The sequence below is a fragment of the Paenibacillus sp. PvR133 genome, from assembly GCF_017833155.1.
In the GTDB taxonomy this organism is placed as follows: Bacteria; Bacillota; Bacilli; order Paenibacillales; family Paenibacillaceae; genus Paenibacillus; species Paenibacillus polymyxa_B.
This window is the reverse complement of sequence record NZ_JAFIBS010000001.1, coordinates 679,446-698,628: the sequence shown is the minus strand read 5'-3', so window position 1 is coordinate 698,628 and position 19,183 is coordinate 679,446. Positions and strand designations below refer to the sequence as shown.

14 protein-coding genes are annotated in these 19,183 nt (G+C 48.0%); 13 read left to right on the top strand and 1 reads right to left on the bottom strand.

The genetic code is table 11. The annotated features are described in order from the left end of the window. Positions 1–119 precede the first annotated feature (119 nt). The 4 genes from hpf to JOE49_RS03070 all read left to right on the top strand — a co-directional run bounded on the left by hpf (position 120) and on the right by JOE49_RS03070 (position 6,099). Positions 120–680, top strand: a complete 561-nt coding sequence (hpf, locus tag JOE49_RS03085; RefSeq protein WP_023990642.1) for a ribosome hibernation-promoting factor, HPF/YfiA family — start codon at positions 120–122, stop codon at positions 678–680. A gap of 413 nt (positions 681–1,093) precedes the next feature. Further along, complete coding sequence (gene secA / locus JOE49_RS03080; RefSeq protein ID WP_023990640.1) at positions 1,094–3,544, top strand: preprotein translocase subunit SecA; 2,451 nt, start codon at positions 1,094–1,096, stop codon at positions 3,542–3,544. 445 nt (positions 3,545–3,989) lie between these two features. Further along, positions 3,990–5,103 (top strand): peptide chain release factor 2 gene (gene prfB, locus JOE49_RS03075; protein WP_103744773.1). Its coding sequence is split into 2 segments (ribosomal slippage): positions 3,990–4,061 and positions 4,063–5,103, totalling 1,113 coding nucleotides; the frame shifts between segments, so codons are not numbered across the junction. Between the two features lie 96 nt (positions 5,104–5,199). Next, positions 5,200–6,099: a YitT family protein gene (locus JOE49_RS03070; RefSeq protein ID WP_023990638.1), complete on the top strand. Its 900-nt coding sequence runs from the start codon at positions 5,200–5,202 to the stop codon at positions 6,097–6,099. A 98-nt stretch (positions 6,100–6,197) separates the two neighbouring features. Here the strand turns inward: JOE49_RS03070 and JOE49_RS03065 are convergent, their stop codons facing one another. Beyond that, a complete protein-coding gene (locus JOE49_RS03065) occupies positions 6,198–7,118 on the bottom strand; it encodes an SMP-30/gluconolactonase/LRE family protein (RefSeq protein WP_209940537.1) in 921 nt (306 codons plus the stop codon). Positions 7,119–7,508: 390 nt separating this feature from the next. On the opposite strand from JOE49_RS03065, the gene argC reads away from it, so the two are divergent. The 9 genes from argC (at position 7,509) to JOE49_RS03020 (ending at position 19,181) form a co-directional block, all read left to right on the top strand. Further along, the gene (gene argC, locus JOE49_RS03060) at positions 7,509–8,558 is read left to right on the top strand and encodes an N-acetyl-gamma-glutamyl-phosphate reductase (protein WP_209940536.1); all 1,050 of its coding nucleotides are present in this window, start codon (positions 7,509–7,511) and stop codon (positions 8,556–8,558) included. A gap of 103 nt (positions 8,559–8,661) precedes the next feature. Beyond that, positions 8,662–9,888 carry a bifunctional glutamate N-acetyltransferase/amino-acid acetyltransferase ArgJ gene (gene argJ, locus JOE49_RS03055; protein ID WP_025723997.1) on the top strand — a complete coding sequence of 409 codons (1,227 nt, stop codon included), beginning with the start codon at positions 8,662–8,664 and terminating at the stop codon, positions 9,886–9,888. Between the two features lie 118 nt (positions 9,889–10,006). Beyond that, positions 10,007–10,846 carry an acetylglutamate kinase gene (gene argB / locus JOE49_RS03050; protein WP_023990634.1) on the top strand — a complete coding sequence of 280 codons (840 nt, stop codon included), beginning with the start codon at positions 10,007–10,009 and terminating at the stop codon, positions 10,844–10,846. 53 nt (positions 10,847–10,899) lie between these two features. Next, entirely contained in the window at positions 10,900–12,162 is a 1,263-nt protein-coding gene (locus JOE49_RS03045; protein ID WP_023990633.1) for an acetylornithine transaminase, read from the top strand. Between the two features lie 48 nt (positions 12,163–12,210). Further along, the gene (gene argF, locus JOE49_RS03040) at positions 12,211–13,167 is read left to right on the top strand and encodes an ornithine carbamoyltransferase (RefSeq protein WP_071558148.1); all 957 of its coding nucleotides are present in this window, start codon (positions 12,211–12,213) and stop codon (positions 13,165–13,167) included. A 60-nt stretch (positions 13,168–13,227) separates the two neighbouring features. Further along, positions 13,228–14,463 (top strand): argininosuccinate synthase, encoded by a 1,236-nt coding sequence (locus JOE49_RS03035; protein ID WP_013312249.1) that lies wholly within the window; start codon positions 13,228–13,230, stop codon positions 14,461–14,463. Positions 14,464–14,549: 86 nt separating this feature from the next. Then, positions 14,550–15,962, top strand: coding sequence for an argininosuccinate lyase (argH, locus tag JOE49_RS03030; protein WP_209940535.1), 1,413 nt, complete (start codon positions 14,550–14,552; stop codon positions 15,960–15,962). Positions 15,963–16,477: 515 nt separating this feature from the next. After that, complete coding sequence (locus tag JOE49_RS03025; RefSeq protein WP_023990629.1) at positions 16,478–16,729, top strand: hypothetical protein; 252 nt, start codon at positions 16,478–16,480, stop codon at positions 16,727–16,729. Then, entirely contained in the window at positions 16,722–19,181 is a 2,460-nt protein-coding gene (locus JOE49_RS03020) for a cyclic di-GMP-binding domain-containing protein, MshE-related (RefSeq protein ID WP_209940534.1), read from the top strand. Before JOE49_RS03025 ends, JOE49_RS03020 begins: the two co-directional genes overlap by 8 nt. Positions 19,182–19,183: the final 2 nt, after the last annotated feature.

The window sequence follows — 19,183 nt, the reverse complement described above, 5'->3', positions numbered from 1 at the left end:
ATCGGAAGCGTTTTAGCGAAAAAAGAAGAATTTTGTAAAATAGCTTCGAAATGTTGGTCTCTTTTTTTACTTGGCGTTAACATATGTGCTATACTGAAGGAGCAAAGGAGGCGTGCCCTATGAACTTAACAGTACGAGGTCAACAGATCGAGGTTACCGACGCTTTGAAGGACTACGTTGATAAGAAATTCAGCAGACTTGAAAAGTATTTCGATGCACCCCCGACGTCTGATGGAAGTGTAACGTTAAGCACAACCAGAGATTTGCACACTGTAGAAGTAACCATTCCTTTGCCGGGGCTTGTACTCCGTGCCGAAGACGAGAGCGATGACATGTATTCATCCATTGATGCCGTGGTAGACAAGCTTGAACGGCAAATTCGCAAGCACAAAACCAAGCTAAACCGTAAATTCCGTCAGGAAGGCAGTTTGAAAACCCTTTTTGTGGAAGATCCGGCAGGTGGCGTGGCTGTTGCTGAAGATGAGGATGTAGAACTGGATGAGCTGGAAGTCGTCCGCACCAAGCGTTTCTTATTGAAACCTATGGATGTGGAAGAAGCTATTCTTCAAATGAACATGGTTGGACATAATTTCTTTGTGTTTTCCAATATTGACAACGAAGAAGTTAACGTAGTTTACAAGCGCAATGATGGTAAATACGGTCTGATCGAACGAGAATAGCCTGTGAAGTAGGAACTTTTCACATTTTAAAATGAATAGAACGATTTCGATTGAAGCATGCTTCATGGATATTAGGAAAATGAAAACAACACGAGCCTTATCCTTGCGAACCTGGCGGGATAGGGCTCTTTTATATGTTTTTTTTGTAAATGTAAGGAAATTTTAACTTGGATAAGCGTAACGAAGTTGTGTATTTCGTGCGTCAATTGTTTTGGTATCTTTAACCGGATGCAAATCTGGAGGCTGCTTGTGTTGCGGCATGTCCTACAAACTGTTACAATTTATGCAAAGAACATCGCACGATGGGCTGGTACAGCCGGGCCTGTCAAACATATCGGGAATCAATTTCATCATGGACCCTTTCTTATTGTGAAATTGATTCTATTAATTGTTTTGCGCGAAAGGGGTAAACCATGCTAGGAATTGTTAAGAAAATCTTCGGAGATACCAATGAACGTGACGTCAAGCGTTTAATGAAGACGGTTGAACTGATCAATAAGATAGAGCCGGATTTCGAAAAGCTCTCGGATGAGGAGTTGCAAGCGAAAACGGCAGAATTTAAAGCTCGGGTCGAACAAGGGACTACGGCTGAAGAAATTTTGCCGGAAGCTTTTGCAACGGTTCGCGAAGCGTCCAAGCGGGTGCTGGGTAAACGTCATTATGACGTACAGATGCTCGGTGGTATTGCGCTGCATGAAGGTAAAATTGCCGAGATGAAAACCGGTGAAGGTAAAACACTGGTAGGAACACTGCCGGTTTATTTGAATGCTCTGTTGGGCAAAGGCGTGCACGTGGTTACGGTCAATGACTATTTGGCGCAACGTGACAGCGGAGAAATGGGACAGATATATAACTTCCTGGGAATGTCCGTAGGGCTGAATTTGGCCAATATGGATCATGCCGCCAAGCAGGCAGCCTATGCTTGTGACATCACGTACGGTACAAACAACGAGTTCGGGTTCGATTATCTGCGTGATAATATGGTGCTTTACAAAGAGCAGATGGTACAACGTCCGTTGTACTTCTGTATCATTGATGAAGTCGATTCTATTCTCGTCGATGAAGCCCGTACGCCATTGATTATTTCAGGACAAGCCCAGAAATCGACAGAGCTGTATTTCGCGGCTGACCGTTTTGTGAAGAGCCTGAGTGTTGAAGAAGATTACACTCTGGATATTAAGGTGAAGTCGGTTGCTTTGACCGAAAACGGCGTATCCAAGGCCGAGAATTTCTTTGGTCTTGAAAACTTGTACGATCAGGAAAGTGTTACAATCAATCACCACATTGTACAGGCATTGAAGGCTAATGCCATTATGCGTTTGGATGTGGACTATGTCGTAGCTGACGGTGAAGTTCTGATTGTCGATGAGTTTACAGGTCGTCTGATGGCTGGACGCCGTTACAGTGATGGTCTGCATCAAGCCATTGAAGCGAAGGAAAACATCATTGTACAAAATGAAAGCATGACGCTAGCGACGATTACATTCCAAAACTATTTCCGTATGTACCGCAAATTGGCGGGGATGACGGGTACAGCGAAAACAGAAGAAGAAGAATTCAAAAAAATATATGGTCTGGAAGTACTCCAAATTCCAACGAATCGGCCTAACCAGCGTGTAGATATGCCTGACGTTGTATACAAGAGCGTAAAAGGCAAATTCCATGCAGTGGTGGATGAAATCCTGGAGCGCAACAAAAAGAACCAACCGATATTGGTAGGTACGGTTTCTATTGAAAACTCGGAGCTTCTTTCTGAAATGCTGAAACGCAAAGGCGTTCGTCACAAAGTGCTTAACGCCAAGTATCATGCTGAGGAAGCTGAGATTATTTCCCGTGCAGGTGAAGCTGGCGCAGTTACCATCGCTACCAACATGGCTGGACGCGGTACTGACATCGTACTGGGCGAAGGCGTATCAGAACTCGGTGGTTTGCACATCATCGGTACAGAACGTCATGAATCCCGTCGTATTGATAATCAGCTTCGCGGACGTGCAGGACGTCAGGGTGATCCGGGCTCCACACAGTTTTACTTATCGCTGGGCGATGAGTTAATGAAGCGTTTTGGTGCGGACAACGTGCTGAGTATGATGGAGCGTTTGGGCTTCGAGGAAGACCAGCCTATCGAGAGCCGTATGATTACACGTGCTATCGAATCAGCTCAAAAACGTGTCGAAGGCAACAACTTTGATCAGCGTAAAGTTGTTCTCCAGTATGATGATGTAATGAACCAGCAGCGTGCTATTATTTACAAGCAACGCCGTGAGGTGCTGGAATCAGAGAACATCAAGGAAATTGTGTTCGATATGATCAAGCCTGTCATTGAGCGCGTAGTGGAAGCTCATTGCGGCGATGACATTCCTGAAAACTGGGAGCTTGAAGAAGTAGCAGAGTATGTGAACAACAACCTGCTTGAGGAAAATACACTTACGCGTGACGACCTGTGGGGCAAGGAAAAAGAGGAGATCGTGGATATGATCTTCGAGAAAGTTACCAACAGATACCACAGCCGTGAAGAAATGATTGGCGAAGATATGGTACGCGAGTTCGAGAAGGTTATCGTATTGCGTGCAGTCGATAGCAAATGGATGGACCATATTGATGCTATGGATCAATTGCGTCAAGGTATTCACTTGCGTGCTTACGGCGGTACCGATCCGCTGCGCGAATATCAATTTGAAGGCTTCGAAATGTTCCATGCTATGATTGCTAGCATCCAAGAGGAAGTAGCCACATACATCATGAAAGCACAAATCGAATCCAATCAAGAGCGTCAGGCTGTCATCGACGAAGACAAAATCTCGACGAGTGGTGAACCTGCGGCTCCTAAAAAGAAATCCGCTCCTTCGCGTCCGCGTAGAAAATAACGGATTGAAATTAAGGGAGAGATCTTGAGATACACTATTCCCTGCAGTGCATATAATGGCAGGCGGCAGTTCAACCACTGACCGTCGGCCATTTTGTGCCATACAGGGGTGAGACTGATGTTTCCAACTTATAGGTCTCTGTTGGAGGATCAGTTTGAACATTGATGAATGGCTAGCTTGATCTCAATTCTTTTTAAACAATTATGACAAGCAAGCTGGTCTCTGCTTGTTTGTCAGTTAATTCAGTTCTTGACTCGGCTCACATACCAGAGCCGATAATTTAAAAGTCGTTTGACTCTACGGCGGTCGGCAGCGAAGCGGAGGATTTGAATCTGGAGAAGCGCCAGCGATCGTAAGATCAAATCATTCGCGCAGCGCCTACCCATCAGCCGTAACTCACAACGCTTTTACTCCCCTAACCCTATATTAAAAGGAGAATGTCATCATGATTGATCCAAATGTAAAACATGATTTAAGAGAAATAGGCAAGAAACTAACAAACCTTAGGGGGTCTCTTTGACTTAGATCTCAAACAGGAAATGATCTCAAACTTTGAGGAAAAGATGGCTGCGCCTGATTTTTGGGATGATAACGATAAAGCTCAAGCCGTGATCGCGGAAATGAACGCGGTTAAGTCTTCTGTAGACAGCTATGAACAGCTCCGTCAGGAATATGAGGATGCGGGGATGATGGCTGAGCTAGCTGATGAGGAAGGCGACGAAACACTGGCTGGAGAAATTGAAAATAGTATCAGATCTTTGCTGAGCAAGCTTCAAGAGTTTGAACTCCAATTGCTTTTGAATCAGCCATATGACAAGCTTAATGCCATTTTGGAGTTGCATCCGGGGGCAGGTGGAACCGAGTCGCAGGACTGGGGTCAAATGCTGCTACGGATGTATACACGCTGGGCAGAAAAACGCGGTTTTAAGGTAGAAACGCTGGATTACCTTGCGGGTGATGAAGCAGGGATCAAAAGTGTAACGCTGCTGATCAAGGGCTATAATGCTTATGGCTACCTCAAAGCAGAAAAAGGCGTGCATCGTCTCGTTCGCATTTCTCCATTTGATTCCTCGGGTCGTCGGCATACGTCGTTCGTATCCTGCGATGTCGTACCGGAAATTGCGGATGATGTGGACGTTGAGATCCGGACAGAGGATCTTAAAATTGATACGTACCGGGCCAGCGGTGCAGGTGGTCAGCATATTAATACGACCGACTCAGCCGTTCGAATTACGCATCTTCCTTCCGGCATTGTTGTAACTTGTCAAAATGAACGCTCCCAGATCAAGAACCGTGAGCAGGCAATGACGATGCTCCGTTCCAAGCTCTACGAGCGTAAGATCGAAGAGCAGCGTCAGCAATTGGACGAAATCCGCGGAGAACAGTCCGATATTGCATGGGGAAGTCAAATTCGCTCCTACGTGTTCCATCCATACAGCATGGTTAAGGATCATCGTACTAGCGTGGAAACTGGCAACGTAGGAGCTGTCATGGATGGCGATCTCGATCCGTTCATCGATGGTTACCTGCGCAGCCAAATTAAGCTGGACGCAGAATAATAGCCTGTACGTTTTCCTACAGTCTGCAGACCATGTGCCTGCGGACTGTAGGAATTTTTGTGTAACGGTATTTTTAACTAAAGGAGAACACGAATGATGTCTCAATTGAATCCCCCCGCTGCCCGCCGAAGACGCCGCAAGCCTCTGATTGCCGCCAGCGGACCCGCACGCAACGTGACCGACATTTTGCTGATTATACTCGGCTCTTTCATTACAGCGCTGACCTTTAACATGTTCTTGCTTCCAAACCGGATTGCATCCGGGGGTGTATCGGGCTTGTCTATCTTGGGTGAGGACCTGTTTGGCCTGGAACCAGCCTATACGCAGTGGGGAATGAATATTCCGTTATTTATAGCAGGGGTACTGCTGTTAGGGAAAAAATACGGGTTGCGTTCCCTGCTGGGAAGTATTATGCTGCCGCTATTCGTTTATGTCACGAAGGACTGGGCAGTTCCGACAACAAATCCGTTGCTGGCTTCGCTATATGGTGGAATCGGAGTAGGATTGGGTTTGGGCACTGTATTTCGGGGCAGGGGCTCGACGGGTGGACTGGCTATTTTGGCGCAGATTATTCAAAAGTATACGGGCTTTAGTCTTTCTCTCTGTGTCATGTTGATGGATGGCACGGTGATTACACTGGCTGGTTTCGCCCTCTCGCCGGAACGTGCGCTGTATGCGTTGATTGGCTTGTTTGTAACTGGTAAGGTCATTGATGCTGTGGAAATGGGACTGAGCTACTCCAAAGTAGCTTACATCATATCCAATCAGAAAGAAACGATCACGCAGGCTATTTTGCAGGATTTGGACCGAGGATTGACAGAGCTGGCAGGGCGGGGCGGTTACACGAACGAAGAACGTCCTGTTCTTATGGTTGTAGTCGGACAAAACGAGGTAACTCGCCTCAAGACGCTCGTCCGCTTGGTAGACCCGGAAGCTTTTGTGATTATTAGTAATACTCGTGAGGTATTGGGTGAAGGGTTTAAGAAGGAAAGCTAAAACAAAAGGGCCTGTCTGGAGGTATGCTCTTAACTGAATTAATGTAGGAGAGCAGGAGAGCCTACTAATTAGGCTCCTCTCTCTTCAGAATGGCTTTCCTAGATTCCTTTTACTAATCGTTCAAGCCAATTTGCCGTTTGTCCTTGATTGAAATACGAGGTTAGCGTTCCTCTTACCCCTGTTTTAACCATAAATAGACCGCCTGCTAATGGTTGATCGGCACTATCATTATCTTGAGCAGTCGTAATATATAACTCATCCAGATGTTCACCGCCAAAAGCACACGAAGTCACACAATTGACGGGGAGTGACACCTCAGCAATCACTTCTCCATGAGCAGGATGGATACGGGAGACACGTTTACCACCCCATCGCGCGACCCACAACATGCCCTCTGCATCGATTGTCATGCCATCTGGATACCCTTCACTTTCATCCAATCTAGCCACCAGTTGCTTATTCCTAATCGTGCCTTGTGCCACATCGTAATCGAAGGAGACGACCTCCAATGTTGGAGTATCAATGTAATACATTGTACGATGATCTGCGCTCCAGGCTAATCCATTAGATATGGAAGCTTTATCAACCAGTAAGGAGACATTGCCTTTTGTGCTCAGACTATACAATGCTCCTTGCGCGTGTTCGCCATTTAGGCTCATTGTTCCTGCTAAAAAACGTCCTGTAGGATCGCATTTTCCATCATTAAAACGATTACCTAGTTTACCTTCCTCAGGATCATGGATCAATACTTTGGCCCCTGCCTCAATATCCAAACAATATAGACCGCTAATCAGCGCTACGATCACTTTATTTTTGAGATAAGGTACAACTGTACCAATGTGTTCACCGACCTCTATTGTACGATTTGTGCACGTAGAAGGATCGTAGATATGCAATTGAAAGCCTTCAATATCGACCCAAAATAAACGTTGAAACCGCTGATCCCAGCTGGGGCCCTCGCCTAACTTTGCTTTAGCATCTATAACGATATTTGCTGTATATGTTTCGATGTGTAGCACCCCTAACGTTTAAGTTTATTTTCGACCCCAATTATCCGCTTCAGCGGCTCCTCTGCGCAGATTCACTAGATGCAGCCCATGTGACTCCCTTCATGTTCAACAAGTTCATAAAGTGCAGCAAACGGCCAATCGAGATGAATACCAATATATGAGATAATTTAAAGGGAATATCCCCCCCTTTTCTTTATGCAAAACGGCAGACTGTATTCAAGAGACTCTCTGTCTATTTTTTATTTCCTTTATTATAGCTCGTACAGCTTGTCCGTCAAAAGAATAGACAAGAGCGCATATTTTAAATTTGGAGGAATAACATGACATGAGGTGTTGTATTTATATGAATAGAGTCGTATAATAATACATATTTCATAGGAACGGAATGGAGGAAGGTCTGTGAGCAGCAAGTTAAAAGTGGCAATTGTCGGTTCCACCGGGTATGGCGGGGTGGAGCTGATTCGTTTTTTGGTTCATCATCCGCGAGTAGATATTGTATCTGTTATTTCTTCGTCCAGCGCGGGTGTCCCAATCAGTGACGGGTTTCCACATCTGACGGACATTGTGGTGCAGGATTTGGACGGAGTCGAAGTCCACGAAATTGCTGCCAAGGCCGATCTGGTTTTCACTGCTACGCCATCGGGCGTTAGTACCAAGTTAGTGCCGCAGCTTCTTGATGCCGGACTGAAAGTCATTGACCTTTCCGGGGACTTCAGGCTTCGAAGCGGGGAAACGTATGAAGCATGGTATAAAAAGCCTGCGGCTTCACCCGAGTATCTCAAGCAAGCGGTATACGGACTCAGTGAGGTGTATGCAGAAAAGCTGGCGGGCGTTTCTTTTATTTCAAATCCAGGCTGTTATCCGACCGCAACATTGCTGGGGATTATTCCTGCGCTGAAAGCGGATTGGATTGACCATCGGTCGCTGATTGTGGATGCCAAATCCGGTGTATCCGGCTCGGGTCGGGGAACAAGTCTTGTTTCGCATTATGCGGAAATGAACGAGAATTTCAAGGCTTATAAGGTGAATAAGCACCAGCATATCCCTGAGATCGAACAGGTACTGGGTGATGTTGTGGGCGAGGACGTTACGATTACGTTTACGACACAACTTGTTCCCATGACCCGAGGAATTATGAGTACAATTTATGTCACGCTGAAGGGTGACCATACAGATCAGGATCTTATCGGGTTATATCGGGATTATTATAAAGGGCATCCTTTTGTCCGTGTACGTGGCGAAGGTATATGGCCAGCAACGAAGGAAGTATTGGGTTCGAATTACTGCGACATCGGTTTTGCAGCAGATGCCCGAACCGGGCGTCTTACGATTATTTCTGTCATTGATAATGTTGTGAAGGGTGCCGCTGGACAGGCGATTCAGAATTTAAATTTGATGATGGGATGGGAGGAGAACCTCGGGCTGGGCTTCATACCGGTATATCCGTAAGTAGCAAGTAACCGCAACAAGATGCAGGAAACGTCAGCGAGCGGAATTTCGAATACAGGCAGCTGCCATTCATCGAATATGTTGCGAACGAGGGCACATAATTATGGGCAAAGTAGAGTTTACAGTAGTAAACGGGGGTAACATCGTAACTCCGCGTGGCTTTACAGCCGGGGGATTACACTGCGGACTAAAAAATACGAACCGCAACGATATGGGCGCGATTCGTTGCGAGGTAGAGGCGACAGCTGCTGCGGTGTACACCACCAATGTGTTTCAGGCTGCACCGCTGAAGGTGACCCGCGAGAGCTTGGCAGATGGTCGATTGCAGGCAGTAGTGGTGAACAGCGGGAACGCCAATGCCTGTACGGGACAGCAAGGGGAGCAGGATGCCTACGCTATGCGTTCGGCTGCGGCTCGTGAACTGGGTGTTGCTGAGAGCAATGTAGCCGTCGCCTCGACGGGCGTGATCGGCGAGCATTTGAAAATGGATCGTGTGCTTGGCGGAATATCCTCCTTACCTGACCGTATGAACGGGGCAAACGATGGAGCGGAGCAATTTACCCAAGCCATTCTGACAACGGATTTGGTTAAAAAGGAAGCATGTGTGGCGGTTGAGGTGGACGGTGTGACCGTACACATCGCCGGGGCGGCCAAGGGATCGGGCATGATACATCCGAATATGGCAACGATGCTCGCTTTTATGACCTGTGATGCAGTGATCGGACAGACGGCGCTTCATCAACTATTAAAGCAGGCAACGGATACCAGCTTTAATATGATTACGGTGGATGGGGATACGAGCACGAACGATATGCTAATCGCCATGGCGAGCGGACTGGCTGGCAACCGTGAGCTGCACGTAGGGCATCCCGATTGGGACGCTTTTGCCGAGGCGTTCACCTATATCTGCCGAGAGCTGGCGAAGGCAATTGCTCGCGATGGAGAGGGTGCTACGAAGCTGGTAGAGGTGTCTGTAAGCGGAGCGGTAAGCGATGCGTCCGCCCAAGCGATAGCCAAGACAGTGGTGGGGTCCAGTCTGGTCAAGTCGGCCGTTTTCGGAGCAGATGCGAATTGGGGACGGATTATTGCGGCCGTAGGGCGTGCCGGAGAACCTGTTAATCCAGATACGGTAGATATTCGCTTGGGTGATATTGTTGTGCTAAGCCAATCGAGTCCGGTCGCTTTTGACGAAGAAGAGGCGCTAGCCTATTTGCGGGGAGATACGGTGCAGATTATTGTTGATTTGCATCACGGGAACGGAACCGCTACAGCATGGGGCTGTGACCTAACCTATGATTATGTGCGGATAAACGCTGCTTATCGGACATAGGTACCAGAATAAAATACGGATTGAATAAGGATAGTAGTTGTTAGAAGCAACGAGCGGATGTAAGCCCAGCATCATTTAAAAATGGCACGGATATGCAGAGAAGAAAAGGAGAGATGATATGCAATCGGCAGTGGAACACGCGGATCAAGCGAATCATGCGGGAGTGGCACGTCGTAATTTTGTGATGAAATGCGGAGGAAGTACGCTGGCTGCGTTACCTGATTCCTTTTTTGAAGATTTGGCGCGTTTGCAGTCGGAAGGTCTTCAACCTGTCATTGTACATGGCGGTGGCCCTGCGATTTCCGACAACTTGGCGAAGCTGGGGATCGAAACAGAGTTTATTCATGGATTACGCAAAACGACTGAACCCGTGCTAGATGTCGTGGAAATGGTACTGGCTGGCAGCATTAACAAGCAGATTGTACGTAGAATAGGGATGCATGGGGGCCGAGCGTTGGGGTTGTCAGGCAGTGATGGCTATTTAATCGAAGCCAAGCCTGTGTCGAATGCCGCTGAGGTCGGTTGGGTCGGAGAGGTAACATCCGTTCGAGCCTCGATTATTACAGGTGTACTGGATATGGACTATATGCCTGTTATTGCACCCATCGGGATTGATCGATCGGGTCAGCGTTACAACATTAATGCGGATACAGCGGCGGGTGCGGTAGCCTCTCATCTGGGGGTCAGTCGGATGATCGTCGTTACAGATGTACCAGGCATATTGAAGAAGTATGGCGGAGAAAAGAGAGTGCTGGACTCTATCACTGTACAGGAGATTGAGGATATGATCAGCACAGGTGAAATATACGGTGGCATGATCCCGAAAGTGAGAGCGGCTATTGCCTGTATCCACGGCAAAGTGAAGGAAGTCGTCATTGTGAACGGTAGCGAACCGCAGGTACTAAGCCGTGTGCTGGGCGGAGAATCGATTGGAACACGCATCGTGCGTATGCAGTAATTACAATATATAGCTCGACCTATATAACCAAACGATAAAGGAGCGTGAACATAATGAGTAAGGAACCGAATACGCTGGTGAGCGAGGAAATGCCAAGTACGGATGGAAGCGGAGTGCAAACGGAAAAGGTGTCGGCAAAAGCGCAGACAGAAAGCTCTCTTTTTCCAACCTATGCAAGATACCCGCTTACGCTGGTAAAAGGACAAGGAAGCTGGCTGTGGGATGATCAGGGCAAGCGTTATCTGGATTTCATGTCAGGCATTGCCGTTACCAATCTCGGCCATGCGCCTCAAGCAGTAGCTGAGCGATTGAAAAAACAGATCGATGAACTGTGGCATGTATCCAATCTGTTTCATATTCCGGGGCAAGAACGAGCCGCTGCCTTGCTGACAGCCAATAGCAGCGCGGATGCTGTGTTTTTCTGCAACAGCGGGGCCGAAGCGAATGAAGCTGCAATTAAGCTGGCGCGTCGTTACCACCAGAAGGTAAAGCAGACCGGTCGCTACGAAATCATTACGTTCACGCAATCCTTCCACGGACGGACGCTGGCAACCTTGACCGCTACGGGTCAGGATAAAGTTAAAGAGGGCTTTTTACCGCTTCCTGCCGGGTTCAAAAGTGTTCCGCTTCATGATCAGACGGCGCTTGAAGCAGCCATCAGTGAGCATACGGCGGCAATTATGCTGGAAATGGTGCAGGCCGAAGGCGGCATGTATCCGGTAGACCCTGCTTTCGTAGATGTGATCACAAAGTTGTGCCGCGAGCATGGTTTGCTGCTGATCATTGACGAGGTACAAACAGGTATGGGACGGACGGGCAAACTGTTTTCCTTTGAGCACTATGGTATAGAGCCGGATATCTTTACATTGGCGAAAGGACTGGGCAGTGGTTTCTCTGTGGGTGCGATGCTAGGCAAAGGATATTTGCGTGAAGCGTTCACAGCGGGCAGTCATGGTTCTACCTTTGGAGGTACGCCACTTGCTATGGCAGCGGTTCAAGCTACTATTGAAACGATTATTGATGACAAGCTACCAGAACGTGCAGCTGAGATGGGAGATTACCTTTTCCATAGTCTGCAAAAGCAGCTTGGAGATAGTCCTTTTGTAAAGGATATCCGTGGAAAAGGTCTGATGGTCGGTATTGAGTGTGCAGAACCGGTAGCGGAGCTTGTTTTGGCAGGACAGAAGAAGGGGATTCTGTTCATTACAGCAGGACCGAACGTGATTCGTCTGTTGCCTAACTTGTATGTAACGAAAGACGAAATAGATCAGGCTGTAACATTGATTGCTGAATTGATTCGGGAGCATGTGGCTTAGTGTAAAGGCCAAATCATCCTAGACTAGAGTGTAAAAGGAGACGATAGCATGAGCCAGGGCGGCGCACTGCAGCAGATGAATTTGAAGGGGCGGGACTTCCTGGAACTGGACGATTACTCTCCAGAGGAAATCCAGTATTTAATTGATCTCGCCATTGAAATTAAGCGTAAGCACAAAAACGGAGAAACCTATCAGCCGCTAAAAGGGAAAACGCTCGGACTGATTTTCGAAAAATCCTCTACACGTACACGGGTATCTTTCGAAGTCGGTATGTATCAATTGGGTGGGCATGCTCTTTTCCTCAGCAAAAATGACATTCAACTGGGACGCGGCGAACCGATTAGCGACATGGCTCAAGTCATGTCACGTTATCTAGATGGCATTATGATTCGTACCTTTGGGCACGATAATGTTGTAGAGTTGGCACGTTATGCGTCCGTTCCTGTGATCAATGGATTGAGTGATTTAGCTCATCCGTGCCAAGTGCTAGCTGATTATCAAACCTTGTATGAGCAAAAGGGTAAGCTAAAAGGGCTCAAATTGGCTTACATCGGAGACGGTAACAATATGGCTCATTCCCTCTTGATTGGGGGAGCGAAGCTTGGAGTGCATGTGTCCATCGCAAGTCCAGCTGGATACGAGCCTGACCCGAGTGTGGTCGCAGCTTCCCGTGAAATTGCCAAACAGACAGGTAGTGAGATCGTTATAACCCAAAGTCCGCAGGAAGCAGTACAAAATGCGGATGCGATCTACACAGATGTGTGGGCGAGCATGGGCTTTGAGGAAGAGCAGAAGGAGCGGGAGCTTGCTTTTGCCGACTTCCAGGTGAATGAGGAGCTGGTCAAGCTGGCGAAGCCGGATTATTTATTCCTGCACTGTCTCCCTGCGCATCGTGGGGAAGAAGTGAGCGCAGGCGTAATCGATGGTCCGAATTCGGTCATTTTTGATGAAGCGGAGAATCGTCTGCATGCGCAAAAAGCACTGTTAGTTGCTTTAATGGCATAAGATTGATAGGTATTGATAGGTAAAGAAGATAAAGGTAAGCAATCGGGGAGGACTTCAACAATGGCAAAAGAAAAAATCGTACTCGCATATTCCGGCGGTCTGGATACGTCGGTCATTCTGAAATGGCTCAAAGAAACTTATGATGCTGAAATCATCGCATTCACCGCAGATATCGGTCAAAAGGAAGAACTGGACGGTTTGGAGGAAAAAGCACTCGCTACGGGGGCCTCCAAAGTGTACATTGATGATCTGCGTGATGAATTCGCCAAGGATTTTATTTATCCGATGTTCCAGGCGGGTGCTTTATATGAAGGACAATATTTGCTCGGAACGAGTATTGCACGTCCATTGATCGCTAAGCGGATGGTCGATATTGCGATTGCCGAGGGAGCAACAGCCATTGCTCACGGGGCAACAGGCAAAGGTAACGATCAGGTACGCTTCGAGCTGAACGCGGCGGCGTTGACGCCGGATATCAAGGTGATCGCTCCTTGGCGGCTGGAAGAGTTCCGCAATCAGTTCCCGGGCCGTGCAGAAATGATTGCCTATGCGGAAAAACACGACATTCCGGTAACTGCTTCTGCAGCCAAGCCATACTCCATGGACCGTAATCTGCTGCATATCAGCTATGAAAGCGGCGTGCTGGAGGACCCTTGGTTTGATCCAAGTGCTCCTGAAAATAAAGAAATGTTCTTGCTCAGCAACGCGCCTGAGGACGCTCCTGATGAAGCAGAATATTTGGAATTAGAATTTGAAGCAGGTAACTGCGTCGCTTTGAACGGAGAACAGCTAAATCCACTGCAAGTGATGGAAAAACTGAATGAGCTGGGCGGCAAGCATGGTATCGGACGTGTGGATATGGTGGAGAACCGTTTTGTTGGTATGAAGAGTCGGGGAGTCTATGAGACGCCGGGCGGTACGATCCTGTTCACAGCTCACCGTAAAATGGAATCTATCACGATGGATCGCGAGGTTATGAATCTGCGTGATAGTCTGATTACCCGTTATGCTACCTTGGTTTACAACGGTTTCTGGTTCGCACCGGAACGTGTCGCTTTGCAGGCTCTGGTTCATGAGAGTCAGAAAAATGTCAGTGGTACCGTGCGCGTGAAGCTGTACAAAGGCAACATTATCGGTGCAGGCGTTAAAAGTCCGGTTAGCTTGTACAACCCGGACATCGCGACCATGGAAGCCGATCCGACACAAGCCTACGATCAAGGCGATGCAACAGGCTTTATCCGCTTGAATGCTCTGCGTTTGAAGGTCAACGCGGGCGTAACACAAAATCATAAATAATGATGTAACCTAAAAAATGTACGGGATGCGGGCCGTTCTTGTCCAAACGACGAGGGCGGCTTGTATTGCAGAGAGGGGATCATGCAATGAGTAAGCTATGGGGCGGACGGTTTACGAAGCAAACGAACAAGCTGGTAGAGGAATATACGGCTTCTATCGGGTTTGATCAGGCGTTGGCGGAAGAAGATATTCAAGGCAGTTTGGCTCATGTGGCCATGCTGGGGAAATGTGGAATTATTCCGCAGGAGGATGCAGACACGATCAAGGAAGGACTGCACACGGTCCTAGAGCGTATCCGCCGTGGGGAAATTGAATTTTCTGTTTCGGATGAGGATATTCACATGAATATCGAAAAAAATCTAATCGAGGCCATTGGTCCGGTCGGGGGTAAGCTGCACACTGGACGCAGCCGTAACGATCAGGTAGCAACGGATATGCACTTGTATTTGCGCGGACGCGTGGTATCGCTGGTGGGTATGCTGCATGATGTACAAGCTGCATTAGTTGGCCAGGCAAAGGATAATCTGGACACGATCGTACCTGGATACACACACTTGCAGCGTGCGCAGCCTATTTTATTTGCACATCATCTGCTGGCGTATGTGTCTATGCTGGAGCGTGATATTGACCGACTCAAAGACAGCTACAAGCGGATTAACGTGTTGCCGCTCGGTGCTGGCGCTTTGGCCGGGACCACTTTTCCGATCGACCGTCATTTTGTAGCCGAGCAACTGGGATTTGATGGCGTATATGAAAATAGCCTCGATGCCGTCAGCGACCGGGATTTTATCGTAGAGTTCCTGGCTGGCGCCTCGCTGATTATGACGCATTTGTCTCGTCTGAGCGAAGAATTGGTGCTATGGAGCAGCACGGAGTTTGGTTTTATCGAGCTGGATGATGCTTTTTGCACAGGCAGCAGCATTATGCCGCAGAAGAAAAACCCGGACGTGCCCGAGCTGGTACGTGGTAAAACCGGACGTGTCTATGGAAACCTCATGGGCTTGTTGACTGTACTGAAATCCTTGCCGCTGGCATACAACAAGGACATGCAGGAGGACAAGGAAGGGATGTTCGATACCGTTGCCACGCTGGAAGGAGCCTTGCAACTGTTCGCACCGATGATCGCCACGATGAAGGTGAACAAGGATCGCATGCGTCAAGCGGTCAACCAGGATTTCTCCAATGCAACTGATATTGCGGACTTTTTGGTCGGCAAAGGGCTTCCGTTCCGTCAGGCGCATGAGGTCATTGGCAAAACCGTGCTGTATTGCATCCAGCATGGAAAATATTTGCTTGATCTGACACTGGACGAATTTCAGCAGTTTTCGGATCTGTTCGACGATCGTATTTATGAGGTGCTTCAACCAGAAGCGGTAGTTAATGCACGGAATGTATATGGCGGAACCGCTACTGGGCAGGTACAGGCAGCCATTGGGCGCAGTGAACAGCTCCTGGCGAATACATCAACATGGTTTGAAGGGCACAAGCCGAAAAATTAATCAGTAAAGAAAGATATTATTGTCTTGCACAGTAGCGGGATGCTGTGTAAAATCAGATTTTAAGGAATTAGCAATCTAGGTTTCAAAGGCACCGTTCGCGGTGTCTTTTGTGCTTTTTGAGGTATTTGTTTTATTCATGATCCCAATGATCATGAAATGCATAGATTTCCTGGAAGGTATTTTTCAAAGCATTTAATTTATAGTTCTAAATACCTACTAATACGCTAGTGTGAAAGTTTCTAGAATTTACATTTTTGTATACTACGCCTACGATGATTATGGTAGAATAGCACTAAGTTTTTCATTGAATTACCAATTCAATAGGACAAGAACTATATTCAATAAATAAATGTCAAGTTACTAGAGGCACTTTTGATTAGGCCAATTTCATAAATGTGTAAATGAAGGGCTTGAATGAGAACATAGGTATGTCCTGGTTTCGGGAGAACGGCAAGTAAAAGCTCTAAGGTAGCGATGTAGCTGAAGGCAGAGTCGGGATGATCTAGGGAGGTATTATGAGAACTAAAAGGACGGCGCGTCAGTTAAAGAGCGCTTGGTTCGGTTATCGCGCTTCTGAAGCCGATCAACTGATATCTTCATTGCATGAGGAACGGGTGCAAGCGGAGGAGTTACTGCGTGAGGAGCGGGAACTTTTCCACGCGGCGCTGGAACGGAAAAAGCAGCGGGATGCGGAGTTAAAGCAGCTGCTTGCGGATGCGCTTGCGGAAGAGCGGCGCTGGATTGAAAGGGCGGGAATTCATGGGTGACAAGCTTAGGTGGCAGGTTGGAGGAGTTTCAATTCGCCAAACCAAGAGAAGAATAAAAGAAGAGCGTCAGCGAATCGAACAACTGCAACAACAGCTAGAGGCTCAGCGGTTAGAGCAGGCCCCGGTGCTGTACAAGCTTGATTTTCATATTGAAGAGTTGGAACGGCGACTTCAGGATACAGAACTTCGTATCCAGGCGATACAGAATGCCAATGATACAGCAGCAACTGTGGAACAATTGCTGGATGAAGGGTTACAGGATGGACAGGTACAGGAGGCTCAAGTCCAATATGCATCTGGGCAGGAACAGACAGCAGCAGGAGCTGCTATGGACGCTGCTTCCAGTATCCCTGGTACGGAAGGCGAAGAGGCCGCAACAGGAACGCAGAGCGGACGAAACGGCAAGGCCCGTCTGGGGGATCAACTGGTGGAGAACGGGATGATCACCCGCGATCAGCTGACAGATGCCATCCGTAACCAGAAGCGTTACGGTGGCAGGTTGGGCGATATTCTTGTAGAAATGGGCTTCATTACAGCCGAGCAGCTACAGGAACAGGTTGGCGGCGACGAGTCCAAGGAGCGCCTAGGCGATATGCTGGTTCGTTCCGGCTATATATTACCGGAACAACTGGAGCGCGCACTGGAGTTCCAGGCGAAGAGCGGCGGGCTGCTCGGCGACATCTTGCTGTCATTGCAAATGCTGGAACCTGCGGATTTGTACCGCGCGATTGCTACACAGAACCGAATCGGGCGCATTGGTGAGGAGCTGGCGCTGGATGCGGCGTACAAACTACCCGAGCAAGTGGCAATGGCTTATGGCGTGGTCGTCATCCATCAGTATATGAACCGATATATTGTGGCGGTTAGCGATCCGTTGCCAGAAGAGCGACGCTTGAAGCTGGAGGAAATCCTGGGTATGCCGGTAGAGCAGGTGCTTGCTACGAAGGAAGAAATGGAGCAGCTCTGGGGTAAAATCTACGGTGAAGAAATGATGCAGGAGAGCACGACTGGGCTATTGGAAAAAGAACCGCACAATTCGGCGCGGACGACTTTTACAAAGGGACAACTTTGGGTGTTCGCAGCTATGGGTATGATTACACTGCTCGGTCTCTTGTGGAACAGTTGGAAAACGGTGTTGATCATCAATATGATGATTCAGCTGTTTTATTTTGCGATGACGCTATTTAAATTTGGCATTATTTATCTCGGTTCCCGGCGTGGGGCGCAGCTTCGTTTTACGAAGGAAGAGGTTGACGCCATGGATGAAAAGAAACTGCCGATCTATACCATTCTTGTACCTATGTATAAGGAGGCGGGCGTGCTTCCGATGTTGTTGCGGAATTTGGAGCAGCTGGATTATCCAAAGTCCAAGCTGGATGTGCGGCTGCTGATTGAAGAGGATGACATTGAGACGATTGAGCTACTCCGTGAAATGAAGCTGCCGGCCTATTACACGACACTGGTCGTTCCAGACGGTTTGCCGAAAACCAAGCCGAAGGCATGTAATTATGGACTTATTCGGGCACGTGGCGAGTTTGTCGTGATTTACGATGCTGAGGATCGTCCCGACGCTGATCAGCTTAAAAAGGTCATTGCAGCGTTCGATTCACTCCCTGAGCATTATGCATGTATTCAAGCGAAGCTCAACTACTTTAATAGTACACAAAATTTGCTGACCCGCTGGTTCACTCAAGAATACAGTATGTGGTTCGAGTTACTGCTGCCGGGTATTATGCAGTTAGATACCCCAATTCCTTTAGGCGGCACATCCAATCATTTTCGGGTATCTGTATTGAAAGATATTAATGCGTGGGACCCCTACAATGTAACCGAGGATGCCGATCTGGGCATACGTCTGTATAAAGGCGGCTACAAAACTGCTATTGTCGATTCCCGCACATGGGAGGAAGCTAACAGCCGCGTGGGCAACTGGATTCGTCAGCGGTCACGCTGGATCAAGGGGTATATGCAGACATGGCTGGTTCATATGCGCAATCCGGTTAAGCTGGTGCGCGAAGTGGGCTGGAAGGGCTTTTTCGGCTTTCAGGTGATGATCTTGGCAACTCCGATGTTGCCGTTGCTGAATCCGATTTTTTGGGGTTTGCTTATTTTATGGTTTGGCTGGGAATTATCCTTTATTCCCAAGCTGTTCCCGGGGTATGTGTATTACCTGGCCAGCGCGGAATTTTATATCGGTAACTTTCTGTTCGTATTCAGTAACGTGGCCGGAATGTATTGGGTCATCGGGGAACTGGAAGAGCGCGGTGAACGAACATTTTCATACGCAATGGTCAAATACGGGCTACTCTCGCCGTTATATTGGGTACTTATGAGTATAGCTGCGGTGAAAGCCGCTTGGCAGCTCATTACCAAGCCGTTCTATTGGGAGAAGACGACACATGGTCTGACCGATATGCACGATTTGGATGATACCCCGGCACAGTCCTCCTGAAT